This is a genomic window from Microbacterium sp. sgz311019, assembly GCF_056135325.1.
Genome location: NZ_JBWAXO010000006.1, coordinates 193,362 through 212,623, shown reverse-complemented (window position 1 = coordinate 212,623; position 19,262 = coordinate 193,362). Strand labels below are relative to the sequence as shown.

Genomic DNA, 19,262 nt, shown 5'->3' with positions numbered 1-19,262 from the left:
CATGTCCGATCTGATCGCGCAGCGCTCGAGCGCGCCGATCTCCGAGCTGGACCGGGGGCGCGTCACCGTGCGCGCCCCCGGCTCCCGCCGGAGGGGCCGCGGGCCGGGACAGTCGCCCCTGTGGGCGGTGCTGTTCATCGGCCCGACGGCGGTCGGCCTGCTCGTCTTCTACCTGTGGCCGACCATCCGCACCTTCACGATGTCGTTCACCGAGACCGGCCCATTCGGCGGCTCGACCTTCGTGGGACTCGCCAACTACGTGCGGCTGTTCCAGGACCCCGAGCTCGTCGGCGCACTGATCAACACCGCCGAGTACACGATCATCGCGCTCGTCGGCATCCCGATCGCCATCGCGATCGCGGCCCTGCTGAACACGACGGGCCTCAAGGGTCGCAGCGCGTATCGGACGCTCTACTTCATCCCGGTGGTCACGATGCCCGCAGCCATCGCGCTCGTGTGGCGCATGATCTACAACGGCGACTACGGCGTCCTCAACCAGTTCCTGCACCTCTTCGGGATCCAGGGGAAGTCCTGGCTGACCGACCCGACCACCGCTCTCGTCGCGATCGCGATCGTCGGCATCTGGGCGGGACTCGGCACGAACATCGTGATCTTCCTCGCCGGCCTGCAAGGCATCCCCGACACGATCCTCGAGGCGGCCGACCTCGACGGCGCGGGGCCGGTGCGGAAGTTCTTCTCGATCACCATCCCGCTGCTGAGCCCCTCGATCTTCTTCGTCAGCGTGGTCAGCGTGATCGGCGCACTGCAGGTCTTCGACCTCGTGTACATGATGCTCGGCAAGAGCAACCCCGCCCTGCCGAACACCCAGACGATCGTCTACCTCTTCTACCGGGCGGGCTTCATCGACAACGAACGCGGCTACGCCGCGGCGATCGCGTTCCTGCTGCTGATCATCATCCTGGTGCTGACCGTCATCCAGTTCCGTCTGCAGAAGAAGTGGGTGCACTATGAGTGAGCTCAGCCTCGACACCCGCGCCCTCACGAGCGCGACCGCCGAGCGCAGCGTGCCGGTCGCGCGACGCACGCGCGGTCACTGGGTCGTCCACACGATCCTGATCGTCGGCGCCGCCGTCATGATCTTCCCGTTCGTGTGGCAGACGCTCACGGCGTTCAAGACGTTCACCCAGTCGGTCGCGGTGCCGCCCGTCATCATTCCGCAGCCGTGGGTGTGGACGAACTTCACCGAGGTCTTCGCCTCCATGCCGTTCGGGCAGATGTTCCTGAACTCGGTGCTGCTGACGATCGGCCGCACGGTCGGCCAGGTCACCCTGTGCACGATGGCGGGCTACGGCTTCGCCCGCATCCCCTTCCGGGGCCGCAACCTCGTCTTCGTGGTGTTCCTGTCGGTGCTGATGGTGCCGTCGCAGCTCTACCTGCTGCCGCAGTACGAGATCATGGAGACCCTCGGCTGGCTGAACTCGCTGCAGGCGCTCGTCGTGCCCGGCATCTTCAGCGCGTTCGGCACGTTCCTGATGCGGCAGTTCTTCATGTCGATGCCCGCGGAGCTCGAGGAGGCGGCGCGCATCGACGGCGCCAACCCGTGGCAGACCTTCTGGCGGGTCATGCTGCCGCTCGCGAAGCCTGGCATCATCGCACTCGTGGTCTTCACCGTGCTGTGGTCGTGGAACGACCTGCTGTGGCCGCTCGTGGTGACCACCGACCCCGAGAAGATGCCGCTGTCGGTCGGGCTCTCGCAGCTCGTCGGCCTGCACAGCACGAACTACCCGGTGCTGATGGCGGGGGCGCTGCTGGCGACGCTGCCGATGCTCGTGACGTTCATGCTCCTGCAGAAGCAGTTCATCCAGGGCATCGCGTTCTCCGGAAGCAAGGGCTGACGGATGGCGAACCCCTGGCAGACATCGACGGCCACGGGCCACCGGCGGCCGACGCTGCGGGACGTCGCCGCCGAGGCGGGCGTGTCGACGGCGACGGTGTCGTACGTGTTCTCCGGCCGGCGCGCGAGCGGCGCCGGCATCGCGGAGGACACCGTGCGGCGCGTGCTGGAGGCGGCCGACCGCCTCAACTACCGGCCGAACACCGCGGCGCGCGCCATCCGCACGGGACGAACGGGCACCGTGCACCTGTCGCTGCACATGCTGAGCGACCCGTGGTCGCTGGCCGTGGCGGATGCCGTGAACACCGAGGCGAATCGGCACGGGCTGACGACGCTGATCCTGGCCGACGGCGACTGGAACGCCGCGCTCGATCGCATCGAGTGCGACGTGGCGTATCTCGACAGCGCACGCGGCGGCGAGGAGACCCGCGACAAGCTGCGCGCCCTCGCCGATCGGGGGCAGCACCTCGTCGTGTTCTCCGAGACACTCGAGCCCGACGGGTTCGACGTCATCCGCTCCGACGCGATCCCCGGATGCGACATGGCGATGGCGCACCTGCTCGAGGACCACACCCTCATCGGATGCCTCGCCGCCGAGGGGGCCGTCGCGGGCGCCGCCCGCGGCGTCACGCGGTACACCCCGTACATCCGGGGGCTCGAGGAGCACGGCATCCCGCTCGATCCGGGCCTGACTGCGAGCTACCGGGAGTCCAGCGCAAGCGCGTTCACGGCGGCGCTCGACCTGCTCTCCCGCCCGGTGCGCCCGACCGCGATCTACGCCACGACGGACTTCGCCGCCATCGCCGCCATCAATGCGGCGCACCGGCTCGGGCTGCGGGTACCGCACGACGTGGCCGTGATCGGCGTGGGAAACACCCCGGACGCCCACCTCATCGCCCCGACGCTGACCACCGTCGGACCCACGGACTTCTACCGCCGCCAGGCCGAGATCATCGTCCGCCGCGCGCTCGGCGAGGACGCCGAGCCGCCGCGCGTGCACGAGTTCGAATGGTCGCTCTTCCCGGGCGGCTCGACCGACCTGTCCGCGCCGCAGCGCTGACCCATCCCTTCCTCCGCGCCCGAGCGCGGACTGCTCGCCCTCTCTCAAGGAGCACACTCATGGACCTCTCCATCGGCATCGTGGGCTTCGGCGCCCGCAGCGGCAGCATGCGCGCCGAAGCCCACCGCCCCGGCCTCGGCTCGCGCATCACGGCGATCTGCGACAGCGCCGAGTCCGCTCGCACCGCGGCGCTGGCCGAATTCCCGGAGTCGCTGGTCACCGACTCGCTCGACGCGCTGCTCGCGAGCGGCATCGACGCCGTCCTCGTGCTGACCCCCGACGACTCGCACGCCGCGGTCGCGATCCGCGCGCTCGAAGCGGGCGTCGCGGTCTTCTGCGAGAAGCCGATGGCGATCGACCTGGATGACGCGGACGAGATGCTCCGCACCGCGATGCGCACCGGCACCCGCCTGTACATCGGGCACAACATGCGGCATATGCCGGTCGTCACCCTCATGCGCGAGCTCATCGCGGAGGGCCGCATCGGGCAGGTCAAGGCGATCTGGTGCCGTCACTTCGTGGGCCACGGCGGCGACTACTACTTCAAGGACTGGCACGCCGACCGCCGCCGCACCACGGGCCTCCTGCTGCAGAAGGGCGCCCACGATCTGGACGTGATCCACTGGCTCGCGGGAGCGTACGCTGATCGGGTGGCGGCGATGGGGTCCCTCAGCGTGTACGGAGACATCTCCGACCGACGCGACCGCTCCGGGGAGCGCATGCCCGACTGGTTCAGCCTCGACAACTGGCCGCCCGCATCGCTCAGCGGTCTGCATCCGGTCGTCGACGTCGAGGACGTCTCGATGGTGAACATGCACCTGTCCAACGGAGTGCTCGCCTCCTACCAGCAGTGCCACTTCACCCCGGACTACTGGCGCAACTACACGGTCATCGGCACCCAGGGCCGCATCGAGAACCTCGACGACGCCCCGGGCGGCACGGTCGCCCTGTGGAACCGGCGTCACCGCGGCGCGGCGGCCCCCGACGAGACCTTCGTCGTCCCCGACGTCGCCGACGCCGGCCACGGCGGCGCCGACGCGCTGCTCATGGCAGAATTCCTGCGGTTCGTCCGCGACGGAGGCCTCACCGAGACCTCCCCCATCGCTGCGCGCGAGGCCGTGGCCGCCGGCATCCTGGCGACCGCTTCCCTGCGTGGCGACGGGTCGGCCATCGCCGTCCCGTCGCTCGACCCTGACCTCGTCTCCTACTTCGAGCGGGGGCAGATCCCGTCCCACGGCGCCTATTCCCACAAGGAGACAGCCACCACATGAAAGCACTGCTCAAGCCCGCCCCCGGCCCCGGATTCGAATGGGTCGAGCGCCCCGAACCGCAGATCGGCCCCGCCGACGTGAAGATCCGGGTGCTCCGCACCGGGATCTGCGGCACAGACCTCCACATCCTCGGATGGGACGACTGGGCGGCCTCGAACATCCGCACTCCCCTGATCCCCGGGCACGAGTTCAGCGGTGAGGTCGTGGAGGTGGGCGAGCTGGTGCACGACATCTCCGTGGGCGACCTGGTCTCGGGCGAAGGGCACATCGTGTGCGGCATGTGCCGCAACTGCCGCGCCGGTCGGCGCCAGATGTGCATCCGCACCCAGGGCGTCGGCCTGCACCGCGACGGGGCGTTCGCCGAGTACATCGTCATCCCGGGTGCGAACGTCTGGGTCCACCACACGCAGATCGATCCCGACGTCGCGGCGATCTTCGACCCGCTCGGCAACGCCGTGCACACGGCGCTCGCATTCGACGTCGTCGGCGAGGACGTGCTGGTGACCGGATGCGGCCCCATCGGGCTCATGGCGATCGCCGTCGCGCGGCACGCCGGGGCGCGCTTCATCGTCGCGACCGACATCAGCCGGGCCCGCCTCGAGCTCGCCATCGGCATGGGGGCGGATGCCGTGGTCGACGTGTCGCGCGACTCGATCGGCGATGTCCAGCACGCGCTGAAGATGCGCGAGGGCTTCGACATCGGGCTCGAGATGAGCGGCGCCCCCTCGGCGCTCTCATCGATGATCGACAACATGACCCACGGCGCGCGCATCGCGATGCTGGGTCTGCCGAGCGAGCCCTTCCCCATCGACTGGGGCAAGGTGGTCACGCACATGCTGACCCTCAAGGGCATCTACGGCCGCGAGATGTTCGAGACGTGGAACTCGATGAGCGCGATGATGCAGACCAGCAAGATGCTGCGAGAGCGGGTCGCCTCGACGATCTCCGACCGCTACCCCGCCCATGAGTGGGAGCGCGCGTTCGCCGCGGCGAAGTCCGGGGGCGTCGGCAAGGTCATCCTGGACTGGACCCAGGTCTGAAGGGAAGGGATCCGAGCATGTACGGAGATGTGCGCGCGCAGCTGCGCGGCGAGCTGGACGACATCGAGCAGGCGGGTCTGACGAAGCGGGAGCGCGGCATCCACGGCCCGCAGAACACGCTGGTGGATGTCGCGGACCACGAGGTCCTCAACTTCTGCGCCAACAACTACCTCGGCCTCGCGGACGACCCGCGCATCGTCGCAGCCGCCCACCGCGGCCTCGACGACTGGGGATACGGCATGGCGAGCGTGCGCTTCATCTGCGGCACGCAGGACCAGCACCTCGACCTCGAGCGGCGGCTGGCGTCGTTCCTCGGGTACGACGACGCCATCCTGTTCTCGTCGTGCTTCGATGCGAACGGCGGAATCTTCGAGGTTCTCTTCGGCGCCGATGACGCGATCATCTCGGACGAGCTGAACCACGCCTCGATCATCGACGGCATCCGTCTGTCCAAGGCGCAGCGCTTCCGCTACAGGAACCGCGACATGGCCGACCTCGAGGCGAAGCTGAAGGACGCGTCGGACGCGCGCCGGCGGGTCATCGTCACGGACGGCGTCTTCTCGATGGACGGCTACTTCGCCCCGCTCGAGGCGATCTGCGATCTCGCCGAGACCTATGACGCGCTGGTGTTCGTCGACGACTCGCACGCCGTCGGCTTCGTCGGCGAGGGCGGACGAGGCACGCCGGAGCGCGCCGGAGTCCAGGGCCGCGTCGACATCACGACCGGAACATTCGGCAAGGCGCTCGGGGGCGCCTCGGGCGGCTACGTCGCCGCACACCAGGAGATCGTCGACCTCCTCCGTCAGCGCGCTCGGCCGTACCTGTTCTCCAACTCGCTCGCGCCGTCGATCGTCGCCGGGACGCTCCAGGCTCTCGACCTCCTCGCATCCTCGGGTGAGCTGCGCGAGCGTCTCGCCCGAAACGCCGCCCAGTTCCGGGCGGGGATGGATGCCGCGGGCTTCGACCTGCTTCCCGGCGAGCACCCGATCGTGCCGGTGATGTTCGGGGATGCCGTGCTCACCGGCCGGATCGCGGACGAGCTGCAGCGCCGCGGCGTGTACGTGACGCCGTTCTCATACCCCGTCGTGCCCAAGGGGCAGGCCCGCATCCGCGTGCAGCTCTCGGCCGCGCACACCGAGGACCAGATCCGCCGCTGCGTGGAGGCCTTCGCCGCCGCCCGCGACGCCGTCGCGTAGGCGCGAGCCCGAACGAGACGAAGGGCCACGGTTCCCCCGAACCGTGGCCCTTCCTTGCGCGCAAGCCCCCACGCGCGCGCAAGCGGCGGATCAGCTCTGGATCGAGCGCTCCGCGGGCTCGCCGTCGGCCGACTCGTCGTCGATCCCGGCGAGGATCGGGTCGAGTTCGGCCGAGGCCTGCTCGAACTGGGCCTGGTAGAGGCGCCAGTAGGCGCCGCGCGCGGCGATGAGCTCGTCGTGGCTGCCCTTCTCGACGATGTCGCCGTGCTCCATCACGAGGATGAGGTCGGCGTCGCGGATCGTCGAGAGTCGATGAGCGATCACGAACGATGTGCGCCCCTCGCGCAGGACGGCCATCGCGTGCTGGAGCAGCAGCTCGGTGCGCGTGTCGACCGAGCTCGTGGCCTCGTCGAGGATGAGCACCGCCGGCTGCGCAACGAACGCCCGGGCGATCGTGATCAGCTGCTTCTCGCCGGCCGAGACGTTCGACGCATCCTCGTCCAGCATCGTGTCGTAGCCGTCGGGCAGCGAGCGGACGAACCGGTCCACGCGCGTGGCGACCGCCGCGGCGACGACCTCCTCATCCGTGGCGGACTGGCGGCCGTAGCGGATGTTCTCCCGGATCGTGCCGGCGAACAGCCACGGGTCCTGCAGCACCATGCCCGTGCGCGAGCGCACGTCGTCGCGCGTCAGCACCGCGATGTCCTGGCCGTCGAGCAGGATCGACCCGCCGTCGAGCTCGTAGAACCGCATGAGCAGATTGACCAGGGTCGTCTTGCCGGCGCCCGTCGGGCCGACGATCGCGACCGTCTGCCCGGGCTCGACGCGGAACGAGAGGTCCTTGATCAGCGGGTGATCGGGCGAGTACGAGAAGTTGACGTGCTCGAACTCGATCACGCCGTTGCCCTCGACGAGCTCCGGCGAGTCCGCCGCATCCGGTCCCTGCTCGTCGGCGTCCAGCAGCTCGAAGACGCGCTCGGCCGAGGCCGTGCCCGACTGCACCGCGGCGGCCATGCCACCCAGCTGCGACAGCGGCTGGGTGAACATCTGCGAGTACTGGATGAACGCCTGCACGTCGCCGAGGCGGAGTGCCCCGTTCGCGACCATGAGCCCGCCGACGACGGCGATGCCGACGTAGGTCAGGCTGCCGATGAACATCATCGCGGGAAGCATGACGCCGGAGAGGAACTGCGCCTTGAACGAGGCCTGGAAGAGCTCCTCGTTCTCGACCTGGAACTTCTCCATCGAGTCGGCCTCGCGACCGAACACGCGCACGAGGGCGTGGCCGGAGAACGACTCCTCCACGCGTGCGTTCAGACGTCCCACCTTGCGCCACTGCACGCCGAAGGCCTTCTGCGAGCGCGGGCCGATGACTCCGAAGATCACCGCCGTCAGCGGAAGCGCCACGAGGGCGATGAGCGCGAGCTGCCACGAGACGGAGAACATCATGACGAGCGCGCCGACGACCGTGAGCACCGAGGTCAGGGCGCTCGAGAGCGACTGCTGCATCGTCTGGGTGATGTTGTCGATGTCGTTGGTCACGCGCGAGATCAGCTCGCCGCGCTGCACCTTGTCGAAGTACGACAGCGGAAGCCGGTTGATCTTCGCCTCGACGTCTTCTCGCAGCTGCCACATCGCCTGCACCATGAGCACGTTGATGATGTAGCCCTGCAGCCAGCCGAGGATGGCGGAGCCCACGTAGATGGCGAGCACCCACGCGACCACGACCCGCAGCTGGTCGAAGTCGATGCCGGCCCCGACCGTGAAGTGGCCCATGGCGTCGATCATGTTGGCCTGGTCGGTCTTGCCCGCCGCCTTCAGTGCGGCCGCTGCCTGCTCCGAGCTCGTTCCCGCCGGGAAGTACGCCGCGAGCACGTTGGAGGTGAAGCCCTCGAAGATGAGGTTGGTCGCCTGCGCCAGCACCTTCGGCGCGATGACGGTCAGCACGACGCCGAGCGCCCCGAGCACAGACGCGAACGCGAACGCCCACTTGTGCGGGCCGAGCAGCCCGATCATGCGGCCGAAGCTGCGGCGGAAGTCCTGGGCCTTGCCCGGCTTGACGCTGTCCCAGTCGCCGGACGACACGCGCGCCTGCTCTGCGAGCTCGGCCTCGAGGCGCTCCTCCTCGGTGGGGATGTCGGGAGTGCTCACGACTCGCTCCTTTCGATTGCCCGCGCCGCGCTCACGCGTCGACCCCCAGCTGCGACTCGACGATCTCGCGATACGTCTGGTTGGATGCGACGAGCTCGTCGTGCGTGCCCGCGCCCACGACCCGGCCGCCGTCGAGGACCATGATGCGGTCGGCATCGGTGATCGTCGACACGCGCTGCGCCACCACGATCTTCGTGACGTCGGGCAGCTCTCGCCACAGGGCCTGCCGGAGCCTCGAATCGGTGGAGAGGTCGAGTGCCGAGAACGAGTCGTCGAACACCAGGATGTCGGGCCGGTGCACGATGGCGCGCGCGATGGCGAGCCGCTGCCGCTGCCCGCCCGAGACGTTCGTGCCGCCCTGGGCGATGCGGGCGTTCAACCCGCCCTCCATCTCCGCCACGAACTCGCGCCCCTGGGCGATCTCGAGTGCGTGCCACAACTCGGCGTCCGTCGCCTCCTCGCGACCGAACCGGAGGTTGGACGCGACCGTTCCGGTGAACAGGTACGGCCGCTGCGGCACGAGCCCGATGCTCTTCCACAGCAGGTCGAGGTCGGCATCCCGCACATCCACGCCCGCCACCCGGACCGCGCCCGAGCTCACGTCGAACAGCCGCGGGATGAGCGAGATCAGCGTCGTCTTGCCGGCGCCCGTCGACCCGACGATCGCGACGGTCTCTCCCGGCTCGGCGCGGAAGCTGATGCCGGAGAGCACGGGCTCGTCCGCGCCGGGGTAGGCGAACGAGACGTCCTCGAACTCGACGGTGCCCCGCGCCGGGAAGGTCGATACGGGAGATGCCGGACGCTCGAGGGAGCCCTCCGCGTCGAGCACCTCGCCGATGCGCTCGGCGGACACCGCGGCGCGCGGGATCATGATGGTCATGAAGCTGGCCATCAGGACGCCGCCGAGGATCAGGCCGACGTACTGGATGGATGCGAACAGCGTGCCGATCTGGATCTCGCCGTCGTTGACCCGGATGCCGCCGAACCAGATGACGGCGACGACCGCGAGGTTCATCACGAGCATCGCCATCGGGAACATGAGCACGAACAGCGACCCGACCCGCCGGCCGACGACCATGATGTCGGTGTTGGCGAGGCGGAACCGCGCCTCCTCGATCCGCTCGCGGACGAACGCGCGCACGACGCGGACGCCCGTGAGCTGCTCGCGCATCACGAGGTTCACTCCGTCGAGCTTGTGCTGGTAGCTGCGGAACAGCGGGACCATGCGGCTCGCGATGATGCCGATCAGGAGCAGGATGGCGACGATCGACACGGCGATGATCCACACCATCCCCATGTCCTGCTGCAGGGCCATGATGATGCCGCCGATCGCGAGCAGCGGCGCGCTGACGAGCATGGTGGCGCCCATCATGGCCAGCATCTGCACCTGCTGCACGTCGTTCGTGTTGCGCGTGATCAGCGAGCCCGCCCCGAACTGCGTGACCTCGCGCTCGGAGAAGCCGCTCACCGTGCGGTACACGTCTCGTCGGATGTCGCGACCCGCGGCCATCGCGGCCCGGGCGGCGAAATATGTCGCGATGATCGCGGCGACGATCTGGCCGAGCGCCACCGCGAGCATGAGCGCGCCGTGCGACCAGATGTAGCCGATGTCGGCCTTGGCGACACCCTGGTCGATGATGTCGGCGTTCAGTCGTGGAAGCGTCAGCTGCGCGTACGCGGACGCGAACTGGAACACCAGCACGCCCAGCAGCAGCCAGCGGTAGGTCTTGAGATAACGGAGGAGGATCTTGCCCAGCACTGATCTAGAGTTGCACGACCTTCCGACATTCTGAAGGCCGAAGCATCCCTCTTCGCTGTCAGCGAAAGCGACGGAGGGATGCCGGCGCGATCAGTGCTTCTTGACGGCCTTCTCCGAGACGGGCGCCTGCCCCGACGTCGCGAGCGCGGCGTAGTACGCGCGGGCCTGATCCTGCCGCTCCCGCTCCGCGCCGGAGGCGATGGGCGCGCGCACGTGCTCCGGTGCGAAGCCCCATGCATCCACCAGATCCTGCGCGTGCGGGCGCAGCCGCGCGCACAGCCGGTCGATGTACGACGACACGGCGGCGGCGCGCTGAGCCGACAGGCGGCCGTGGATGAGGTACCAGGCGAGGTGCTTCTCGATGAGCCACAGGCCGAAGAGATCGCGCAGCCACGTCAGGATGTGCACGGTGCCCTCGTCGCCGACCTTCGCGATGGCGTCGGTGAACGACTCCCACTGCAGCAGCTCGCCGTGCGCGCGGGCGGCCTCGATGAGCTCGGACTGGTTCTCGTTGAAGACGGCGGCCGCCTCGACGGGAGACAGCTTGGATGCCGGTCGCAGCCGGGCCGCGATATCGGCGACCATCTGCTGCACCCTGCCGGCGAGCAGCTCGTGCTGCTGGTCGGCGCGCAGGCCCCGCTCCACCGAGCGTGCGGTGCGGCCGAGGTCGCCGACGTTCTGACCGAGCTGGCGCAGGCCCGCGCCGTGGAACAGCTTGCCCGCCGTCTGACCGACGGCGAAGCGGGCGAGGGCCGCGGCATCCTTCCCCTTGAACTGCTTGGCGTAGTCGCTCAGCAGGCGCTTGCCGACGAGCTGCAGCAGCACGTTGTTGTCGCCCTCGAACGTGACGTAGATGTCGAGGTCCTGATGCAGGCCGACGAGGCGGTTCTCGGCGATGAACCCCGAGCCGCCGCACGCCTCACGGCACTCCTGGATGGTGTCCAGGGCATGCCACGTGCTGAGCGGCTTCAATGCGGCGGCCAGCGTCTCGAGGTTCTCGCGCTCGGCGGGCGTGTCGCTGCGGCCGCTGAAGACGCCGTCGAAGGAGCGCAGCAGCTCGTCGTGCGCGAAGGCCTGCGCGTAGGTCTGTGCGAGCCGCGGGAGGAGCCGGCGCTGGTGCTTCGCGTAGTCCAGCAGGACCACCTCGGGCGTCCCCGCGCCCGAGTCGAACTGGCGACGCTGGTTCGCGTACGTGACGGCGATGGTGAGCGCGAGCGCGGATCCGGTCGTCGCGGCACCGTCCAGCGAGACCCGACCCTGCACGAGAGCGCCGAGCATCGTGAAGAAGCGGCGGCCGGGCGACGCGATGTCGCTCGAGTACGAACCGTCTGCGGCGACGTTCCCGTAGCGGTTGAGCAGGTTCGTGCGCGGGATGCGGACGTGGTCGAACGTGATGCGGCCGTTGTCGATGCCGTTCAGGCCGCCCTTGACCCCGTCGTCCTCGGTCGTGATCCCGGGGAGGTCGGCGCCCGACGCATCCCGGATCGGCACGAAGAAGCAGTGCACGCCGTAGTTGACGCCGCCCGTGATGAGCTGCGCGAACACGGTCGCAGCGCGACCGTGCAGACCCGCGTTGCCGAGGTACTCCTTCGTCGCCGCACGGAAGGGCGTGTGGATGACGAACTCCTCGGCCTCCGCGTCGTACGTCGCCGTGGTGCCGATGGCGGCGACATCCGATCCGTGCCCGATCTCGGTCATGGCGAAAGCGCCCGGCAGCTCGAGGCTGATGACGCCGGGCAGCCACGCCTCGTGGTGCGCATCGGTCCCGAGCTGGTAGATCGCCGACCCGAACAGGCCCCACTGCACGCCCGACTTGATCTGGATGCTGGGGTCGGCCAGCACGAGCTCCTCGAACCCGGCGATGTTCGCGCCGTTGTCGTTGTGGCCCCCGAACCTCTCCGGGAACGCGCGGCGCGAGCCGTTGTTCTGCACGAGCACGTGCATCGCCTCGAGCGCCCGCTCGCGGTGCTCAGCCATCAGCAAACCGTCGACCCTCCAGAACAGCGGGTCCTTGATGAGCTCGCGCGCCTCGCGACGGGTCGCGGCCCAGGTTCCGAGCAGCAGATCGTTGACCGCCACCAGGTCGAGACGGGGCTCGGATGCCTCGACCGCCTGAGCCTCCTCAGCCGAGTGCGGCGCGGTGGGCGCGCCGCCGGCCGGCGTGTGCTTGGAGGTAGCGGGCGTGTGCGGACGGACAACGGCGTCGACCATGACGGCACCTTTCAGAATCGGCGGGGGACGGTGTCAACGGTAGGACTCCCACAACTCGACCGCCACTCGGTTGGGCATCTCCGACAACTTCGGCGGGCGCCGCCCGCTGGCCCGATTGTGGAACGACTACAGCGCGGCGCGTACGACGGATATCCGCACAGCGGCGGGCCCCGCATCCCCCAGCGGTCCTCTGCTGAGCAGATATCCGCCCGTGCGCGGAAGCCAGGTGCCCGTGGTCGCGTAGAGCCCCCGACGCCCCTGTCCTACCCTGGGGCCGTGGAACGCGACATCCTCTCCCTCTTCCCCGACGGCACGACGGTGGATGCCGACGGAACCCTGCGGCTCGGCGGCTGCCGCGTCGACGACCTGGCCGCGCAGTTCGGCACGCCCGCGATCGTCGTCGACGAGGGCGCGCTGCGCGCCCGGGCGCGCGAGTACCGCGAGGAGCTCACGAAGCGCTGGCCGCATGCCCGCGCGGTGTTCGCGTCGAAGGCCTTCCCGGCGACGGCGGTGCAGCGCGTCATGGTCGAGGAGGGCCTCGGGCTCGACGTCGCCGGAGGCGGCGAGATCAAGAGCGCCCTGCGCGCCGGGGTCGATCCGGCGCTCATCGTGCTGCACGGCAACGCCAAGTCGACGGAGGAGATCGAGCTCGCCGTCGACGCCGGCGTCGGACTCGTCGTGGTCGACAACGCCGACGACGTCGACCGACTCGAAGCTGCCGTGCCTGCGGGCCGGCGCCAGGGCGTCCTCGTGCGGATCGTCCCCGGAGTCGAGTCATCCACCCACGCGCATGTGCAGACCGGCCAGATCGGGTCCAAGTTCGGCCTGACCCCACCCGCCGCGAGCGCGCTCATCGACCGCATGCGCACGAGCGACCGCATCGATGTCAGGGGCGTCCACGCGCACGTCGGCTCGCAGATCATGGATCCTGCGGAGCTCGCCGCGGCGGTCGCTCCGCTGGCGGCGATGGGCGAGTTCCCGGTGTACGACCTCGGCGGAGGGCTCGGCGCCCGGTACACGTACGCCGAGCACCCGGCATCCGTCGCCGACTATCTCGACGCCCTCATCGGCGCCGCGCGCGACCACCTGCCGGCGGGCGCCGAGCTGAGAGATCCCGGTCCAGTGGTCGCAGGCACCCGAGCAGGGCGGCATCATCAACATCCCGGCGATCATCGTGATCGTGCTGTGCTCGCTGCTGCTGATCCGCGGCGCGAGCGAGTCGACGACGGTGAACAGCGTCATGGTGGTCATCAAGATCGCCGTCATCCTGTTCTTCTGCGCCGTGGCCTTCACCGGCTGGAACACCGACCACTTCCAGAACTTCGCGCCGGCCGGCTTCGCGGGAATCATCGGCGGGGCGGGCATCATCTTCTTCTCGTTCGTGGGGCTGGATGCCGTGTCCACCGCGGGCGACGAGGCGAAGAACCCGAAGCGCAACCTGCCGCTCGCGATCATCTTCGCGCTGCTCATCATCATCGCGCTCTACGTGCTGACCTGCATTGCGGCGCTCGGCGCGCAGGCGCCGGACAAGTTCAAGAATCAGGATGCGGGGCTCGCCGCCATCCTGCAGAACATCATCGGCGCCACCTGGCCGGGAACGATCGTGGCCGCGGGCGCCATCATCTCGATCTTCTCGGTGACCCTCGTGGTGCTGTACGGGCAGACCCGCATCCTGTTCGCCATGTCGCGCGACGGCATGATCCCGCCCATCTTCGCGAAGGTGAACCCGCGGACGATGACGCCGATCCCGAACACGGTCATCGTCATGATCCTGACGGGCATCCTGGCCGCCGTCATCCCGATCGACTTCCTCGCCGAGATGACGAGCATCGGCACCCTCGTCGCGTTCATCGTCGTGTCGCTGGGCGTGATCATCCTGCGTGTGCGCGAGCCCGAACTCGAACGCGGCTTCCGCCTGCCGCTCGGCTGGACGATCCCGATCCTGTCGATCATCGGGTGCATCGCGATCATCACCCAGCTGCGCCTGATCACGATCGAAGTGTTCGTGATCTGGACGATCGTGTTCCTCATCTTCTACTGGTTCTATGGACGGAAGCACTCCGAGCTGGAGGTCGGCCACCCCGTGGTCCGCGCAGATCCGGACGACAACGCCCCCTATGTGCCCTACACCACGAACGTCGCGCAGCCGACGACCGGCGAGGTGCGCAGGGCTGCCGCCGAGCGGAAGAAGGAGGAGCGGGGATGACCTTCCTCGTCGGCGTGAACCCGGGTCAGCGCTCCGCATCGACGCTGCACCTGGCGGGCATGCTGGCCCGGTCGGCGGACACCGACCTCGTCGTGGCGGCGATCGTGCCGCAGACGTGGCCCACGTCTGCGCGCAGGGCGGATGCGGAGTGGCAGAGGTACACGCACCAGACGGCGAACGTCGTCCTCGACCACGCCGCCGCCGTGCTCGGGGGCTCCGTCAAGGCGGACTACGTCCTGCGCGAGGCGTCCTCCGCCCGCCGCGGACTGCTCGAACTCGTCGATGAGCGGGGCTGCGACCTCGTGGTCGTCGGATCGTCCTCCGCGGGCCCCCTCGGGCGCATCGCCCTCGGTTCGGAGAGCGATGCGCTGGTGCACGCGTCGCACGTGCCCGTCGCGATCGCGCCCCGCGGGTTCCGCACGAAGGACGACGCCCGCGTCGGGCGGATCACCGCGGCCTACGGTGGAACAGAGGCCGCGGCCGACCTCGTCATCGGGGCCGCGGGCATCGCCGCGCAGGTGGGCGCATCGCTGCGGATCGCGTCGTTCGCCGTGGTTCCGATCGTGTCGGGCACGGCGGGGACAGGCCTCGACGACGAGCAGCACATCATCGGCGAGTGGGCGCACGACATCGAGCGACACGCGCAGCAGCTCCTCGGCGAGGTCTCGTCGCTGCCGCGACCGCCAGAGACCGCCGGAACCGTCGTCGGCATGGGCCACACGTGGGAGTCGGCCATCGACGACGTCGAGTGGAACGCGGACGACGTGCTGGTCGTCGGGTCGAGCAGCCTCGGGCCGATCGCCCGGGTCTTCCTCGGCTCGCACGCCGCGAAGGTCGTGCGCCACTCCCCCGTCCCCGTCGTCGTGGTGCCGCGGCGCGCCGTGCATGAGCTCGCCGAAGAGGCGCTCGACGAAGAGGGCGAAGGCCTCGCGTAGCGCCAGTTGACGCGAGCCTCAGAGCGTGAGGCCGTGGCCGAAGCGGAAGAGCGGGTCCTCCGTGTCGAACGGCACGTCGGGACGGGATGCCTCGACGGCCGCCATGCTGCGCGGCACGTCGAACGGGAGAGTGCCCTGCGCCGGAGCGGTGCCGGACAGCACGTCCAGGAGCGCGCCCGCGCTCGCACCCCAGTTCGCGACGACCGCGTCCGCGGCCTCGACCACCGGCGCGAGGATGGCGGGCCGGTCGAGGAACACGTCGACCACGGTCGGCACCGCAGCGGCGACCTCGCGCACGTGGGCGACGACGTCCTCAGGGAACTCGAGCGACCCGGCATGGAAGAAGTTCTCGAACATCGAGTCGCGCACCTCGTAGGGCGCCTGGATGCGGAGGATCGCGACATCCGCCTCACCCGGGGTCTCCACCACCTCGCCGTAGGCGGCGGCGGCCTCGGGGGCGATGCCCTCGACGTACAGCTTGGCGCCGCGCGCGAAGGGCAGCGCCGATCCGTTCGAGAGCACCACGACCGACGCGCGCTGCGCATCCAGACCCGCCGCCCGGAACGCGGCCGAGCCCACGACGGCATCGGCCGCCTCGACATCCACGAACGGGTTCTCGAACAGGCCGAGCAGGAACTTCTCGCGCAGCAGGCGCCGGCAAGACACATCCAGCCGGTCCTCGCTCACCGCGCCCGACTCGACGAGCTCCACGAGCATCGAGGGGTCGTGCTCGCCGCCGAACTGGTCGGCACCCGCATCCAGCACCTTCACCATGCGCTCCGCCGGCGAGAGGTGCTCGACGCCCCACGCGCGTGCCGCGAAGTCGGTGCCCATGATCGGCTGGTCGGTGATGAGACCCCAGTCGGTGCAGACGATGCCGTCGAAGCCGTAGCGTTCACGCAGCAGACCCGTGAGGACGCCCTTGTTGAAGCCGAAGCCGACCTCCTCGTAGGCGGTGCCGACGGGCATGCCGTAGTACGGCATGATCTGCCGGCCGCCGGCCGCGAAGACGGCCTCGAACGGCTTCAGGTGGTGCTCGAAGTTGTCGCCCGGGTAGACCTGCTCGCGGCCGTAGTCGAAGTGCGGGTCCTCGCCGTCCTTCTGCGGGCCACCGCCCGGGAAGTGCTTGGTCATCGTCGAGACGGAGCCCGGTCCGAACGAGGAGCCCTGGAACCCGCGCACGTAGGCCGCACCGAGCTCGCCCGAGAGATCGGCATCCTCTCCGAACGTCTGCAGCTGGCGCGCCCAGCGCGGCTCCGTGGCGAGGTCGACCTGCGGGTGCAGTGCGACGCGGATGCCGACGGCCGTGTACTCCTGGCGCGCAATGTCGCCGAAGCGCTCGACGAGCTCGGCATCGGCGGTCGCCGCGAGCCCGAGGGGCTCCGGCCACTGCGAGAACGGTCCGGCGAAGAACGCGGCGCCCGGGTTCTCGCTGAACGAGTGGCGCGGGTCGGTCGAGATCGTGACGGGGATGCCGAGGCGGGTGGATGCCGCCACCTCCTGCACCCTGTTGTGCCACGACGCGATGTCGCTCGCCTTCGGCGCGATGCCGAGCAGGTTGAAGTGCGACAGGTGGCGGCCGGCGATGTACTCGCGATTCGAGGCGATGCCGAACACCGGGTCGCCCTCGGAGAGCTCGCCGTCCTCGCCCATCGCGATCATCGTGTGGAAGAAGAGGCCGGCCTTCTCCTCGAGCGTCATCTGGCTGAGGAGGATCTCGACGCGCTCGTCGACGGGGAGGGAGGCATCGCGATAGCGGGTGTCGATGACGGTGTCGAGTTCGGCGTCGTTGCTCATCGGCCCATCATAAACCGAATGCCGCTAGGTTTTGCGCGCCGCGTCAGAAGAGGCCGGTGATGCGGCCGTCGTCGTCGACATCGATCGAGTTGGCGGCGGGGGATGCGGGCAGCCCCGGCATCGTCATGATGTCGCCGCAGATCATCACGACGAACCGCGCGCCGGCGGCAAGCCGCACCTCCCGGATGTCCACGACGTGGTTCGACGGCGCGCCCCGGAGCTTGGCATCCGTCGAGAACGAGTGCTGGGTCTTCGCGACGCAGACCGGGTAGTCGCCGTAGCCCTCCTCCTGGAGGCGGCGAACCTGCGTGCGCACCGCGGTGGAGGCGATGATGTCGCTCGCGCCGTAGATGCGCGTGGCGATCGCCTTCATCTTGTCCCATAGCCCGAACTCGTCGGGGTACGTGAAGTGCAGATCGGTCGGCTCCGCGCAGAGGCGGACGACCTCGCGGGCGAGATCCTCTGCTCCCGCCCCGCCTTCGGCGTAGTGCTTCGCGACGATCGCCTTGGCGCCGGCCTTCTCGACGGCGGCGACGAGGGCCGCGATCTCTTCAGCCGTGTCCTCGGCGCGGTGGTTGACGGCCACGACGGCCGGGATGCCCCACGTCTCACGCACGGTCTTCACGTGTCGGCGCAGGTTGACCATCCCGCGCTCCAGCGCCGCGACGTCGGGAGTCGGGAGGTCGACGACCTCGACGCCGCCGTGGAACTTCAGCGCGCGCACGGTCGCCACGATGACCGCCGCCGATGGGCGCAGACCGGTCGTCCGGCACAGGATGTCGACGAACTTCTCCGCGCCGAGATCCGCCCCGAACCCCGCCTCGGTGACGACGTAGTCGGCGAGGCGCAGCGCGGCGCTGGTGGCGATGACCGAGCTGCAGCCATGGGCGATGTTCGCGAACGGGCCGCCGTGGACGAAGGCCGGGGTGTTCTCGAGGGTCTGCACGAGGTTCGGCGAGATCGCGTCGCGCAGCACCGCGGTCATCGCACCGTGGGCCTGCAGGTCGCGGGCGCGCACCGGGGCCCGCCCACGCGTGTACCCGACGACGATGTCGCCGAGGCGCTCCCGGAGATCGGCGATGCTCGTGGCGAGGCAGAAGATCGCCATGACCTCGGAGGCGACGACGATGTCGAAGCCCGTCTCGCGGGGGTTGCCGTTGCCCAGACCCCCCAGTCCGATCACGACATCGCGCAGGGACCGGTCGTTGACGTCGAGCACGCGCCGCCAGGTGATCCTGCGGGTGTCGATGTCGAGCGCGTTGCCGTGCGTGACGTGGTTGTCGACGAGCGCCGCGAGGAGATTGGTGGCGGCCTCGATCGCGGCGAAGTCGCCCGTGAAGTGCAGGTTGATGTCCTCCATCGGCACGACCTGCGCGTAGCCGCCGCCGGCAGCCCCGCCTTTCATGCCGAAGACGGGTCCGAGCGCCGGCTCGCGCAAGCAGATCATCGATCGCTCGCCGATGCGGCTCAGCGCGTCGCCGAGGCCGACGGTGGTGGTCGTCTTGCCCTCACCCGCAGGCGTCGGCGAGATCGCCGTCATCAGGATGAGCTTGCCCTGCGGCCGGTCGCGCAGCGACCGGAGAAACGGCAGCGAGACCTTGGCCTTGAAGCGTCCGTACGGCTCCAGGCTGTCGAAGGGGATGCCGAGACCGTCGGCGACCTCTCCGATGGGCAGCATCCGGGCGCCCTGTGCGATCTCGATATTGCTGAGGCTCATCGTCGAACCCTCTCCGGCCCGCACGGGTGACGCGGGCCCTCCGGATTGCCGGGCCCTGTCGGCC

Annotated in this window: 13 protein-coding genes and 1 pseudogene; 9 read left to right on the top strand and 5 right to left on the bottom strand. The window is 69.4% G+C overall.

Annotated features, from left to right (window positions below; translation table 11 throughout):
• Position 1: 1 nt before the first annotated feature.
• From AC0NZN_RS11595 to AC0NZN_RS11570, 6 genes are read left to right on the top strand one after another with little or no spacing between them, the layout of a single operon-like run.
• On the top strand, positions 2–976 hold the full coding sequence (locus AC0NZN_RS11595; RefSeq protein ID WP_474592456.1) for a carbohydrate ABC transporter permease: 975 nt from the start codon (positions 2–4) through the stop codon (positions 974–976).
• On the top strand, positions 969–1,856 hold the full coding sequence (locus AC0NZN_RS11590; RefSeq protein ID WP_474592455.1) for a carbohydrate ABC transporter permease: 888 nt from the start codon (positions 969–971) through the stop codon (positions 1,854–1,856). The genes AC0NZN_RS11595 and AC0NZN_RS11590 overlap by 8 nt, the downstream gene beginning before the upstream one ends.
• 3 nt (positions 1,857–1,859) lie before the next feature.
• Entirely contained in the window at positions 1,860–2,915 is a 1,056-nt protein-coding gene (locus AC0NZN_RS11585; protein ID WP_474592454.1) for a LacI family DNA-binding transcriptional regulator, read from the top strand.
• 59 nt (positions 2,916–2,974) lie between these two features.
• On the top strand, positions 2,975–4,186 hold the full coding sequence (locus AC0NZN_RS11580; protein ID WP_474592453.1) for a Gfo/Idh/MocA family protein: 1,212 nt from the start codon (positions 2,975–2,977) through the stop codon (positions 4,184–4,186).
• On the top strand, positions 4,183–5,226 hold the full coding sequence (gene tdh / locus AC0NZN_RS11575; RefSeq protein ID WP_474592452.1) for an L-threonine 3-dehydrogenase: 1,044 nt from the start codon (positions 4,183–4,185) through the stop codon (positions 5,224–5,226). Before AC0NZN_RS11580 ends, tdh begins: the two co-directional genes overlap by 4 nt.
• A gap of 17 nt (positions 5,227–5,243) precedes the next feature.
• Positions 5,244–6,422: a glycine C-acetyltransferase gene (locus AC0NZN_RS11570; RefSeq protein WP_474592451.1), complete on the top strand. Its 1,179-nt coding sequence runs from the start codon at positions 5,244–5,246 to the stop codon at positions 6,420–6,422.
• 90 nt (positions 6,423–6,512) lie between these two features.
• Here the strand turns inward: AC0NZN_RS11570 and AC0NZN_RS11565 are convergent, their stop codons facing one another.
• The 3 genes from AC0NZN_RS11565 to AC0NZN_RS11555 form a co-directional block, all read right to left on the bottom strand.
• Complete coding sequence (locus tag AC0NZN_RS11565) at positions 6,513–8,573, bottom strand: ABC transporter ATP-binding protein (RefSeq protein WP_474592450.1); 2,061 nt, start codon at positions 8,571–8,573, stop codon at positions 6,513–6,515.
• 31 nt (positions 8,574–8,604) lie between these two features.
• On the bottom strand, positions 8,605–10,332 hold the full coding sequence (locus AC0NZN_RS11560; protein ID WP_474592449.1) for an ABC transporter ATP-binding protein: 1,728 nt from the start codon (positions 10,330–10,332) through the stop codon (positions 8,605–8,607).
• Positions 10,333–10,422: 90 nt separating this feature from the next.
• Positions 10,423–12,543 (bottom strand): acyl-CoA dehydrogenase family protein, encoded by a 2,121-nt coding sequence (locus tag AC0NZN_RS11555; RefSeq protein ID WP_474592448.1) that lies wholly within the window; start codon positions 12,541–12,543, stop codon positions 10,423–10,425.
• On the opposite strand from AC0NZN_RS11555, the pseudogene AC0NZN_RS11550 reads away from it, so the two are divergent.
• The 3 genes and pseudogenes from AC0NZN_RS11550 to AC0NZN_RS11540 form a co-directional block, all read left to right on the top strand.
• Positions 12,463–13,581 (top strand): annotated as a pseudogene (locus AC0NZN_RS11550) (diaminopimelate decarboxylase family protein); the annotation flags it as partial. The gene AC0NZN_RS11555 and the pseudogene AC0NZN_RS11550 overlap by 81 nt on opposite strands.
• A gap of 136 nt (positions 13,582–13,717) precedes the next feature.
• Entirely contained in the window at positions 13,718–14,749 is a 1,032-nt protein-coding gene (locus tag AC0NZN_RS11545; protein WP_474592447.1) for an amino acid permease, read from the top strand.
• Positions 14,746–15,684 (top strand): universal stress protein, encoded by a 939-nt coding sequence (locus tag AC0NZN_RS11540; protein WP_474592564.1) that lies wholly within the window; start codon positions 14,746–14,748, stop codon positions 15,682–15,684. The genes AC0NZN_RS11545 and AC0NZN_RS11540 overlap by 4 nt, the downstream gene beginning before the upstream one ends.
• 18 nt (positions 15,685–15,702) lie before the next feature.
• On the opposite strand, the gene AC0NZN_RS11535 is transcribed toward AC0NZN_RS11540, so the two are convergent.
• The gene (locus tag AC0NZN_RS11535) at positions 15,703–17,481 is read right to left on the bottom strand and encodes a glycoside hydrolase family 3 protein (RefSeq protein WP_474592446.1); all 1,779 of its coding nucleotides are present in this window, start codon (positions 17,479–17,481) and stop codon (positions 15,703–15,705) included.
• Between the two features lie 43 nt (positions 17,482–17,524).
• Positions 17,525–19,198, bottom strand: coding sequence for a formate--tetrahydrofolate ligase (locus tag AC0NZN_RS11530; protein WP_474592445.1), 1,674 nt, complete (start codon positions 19,196–19,198; stop codon positions 17,525–17,527).
• Positions 19,199–19,262 lie beyond the last annotated feature (64 nt).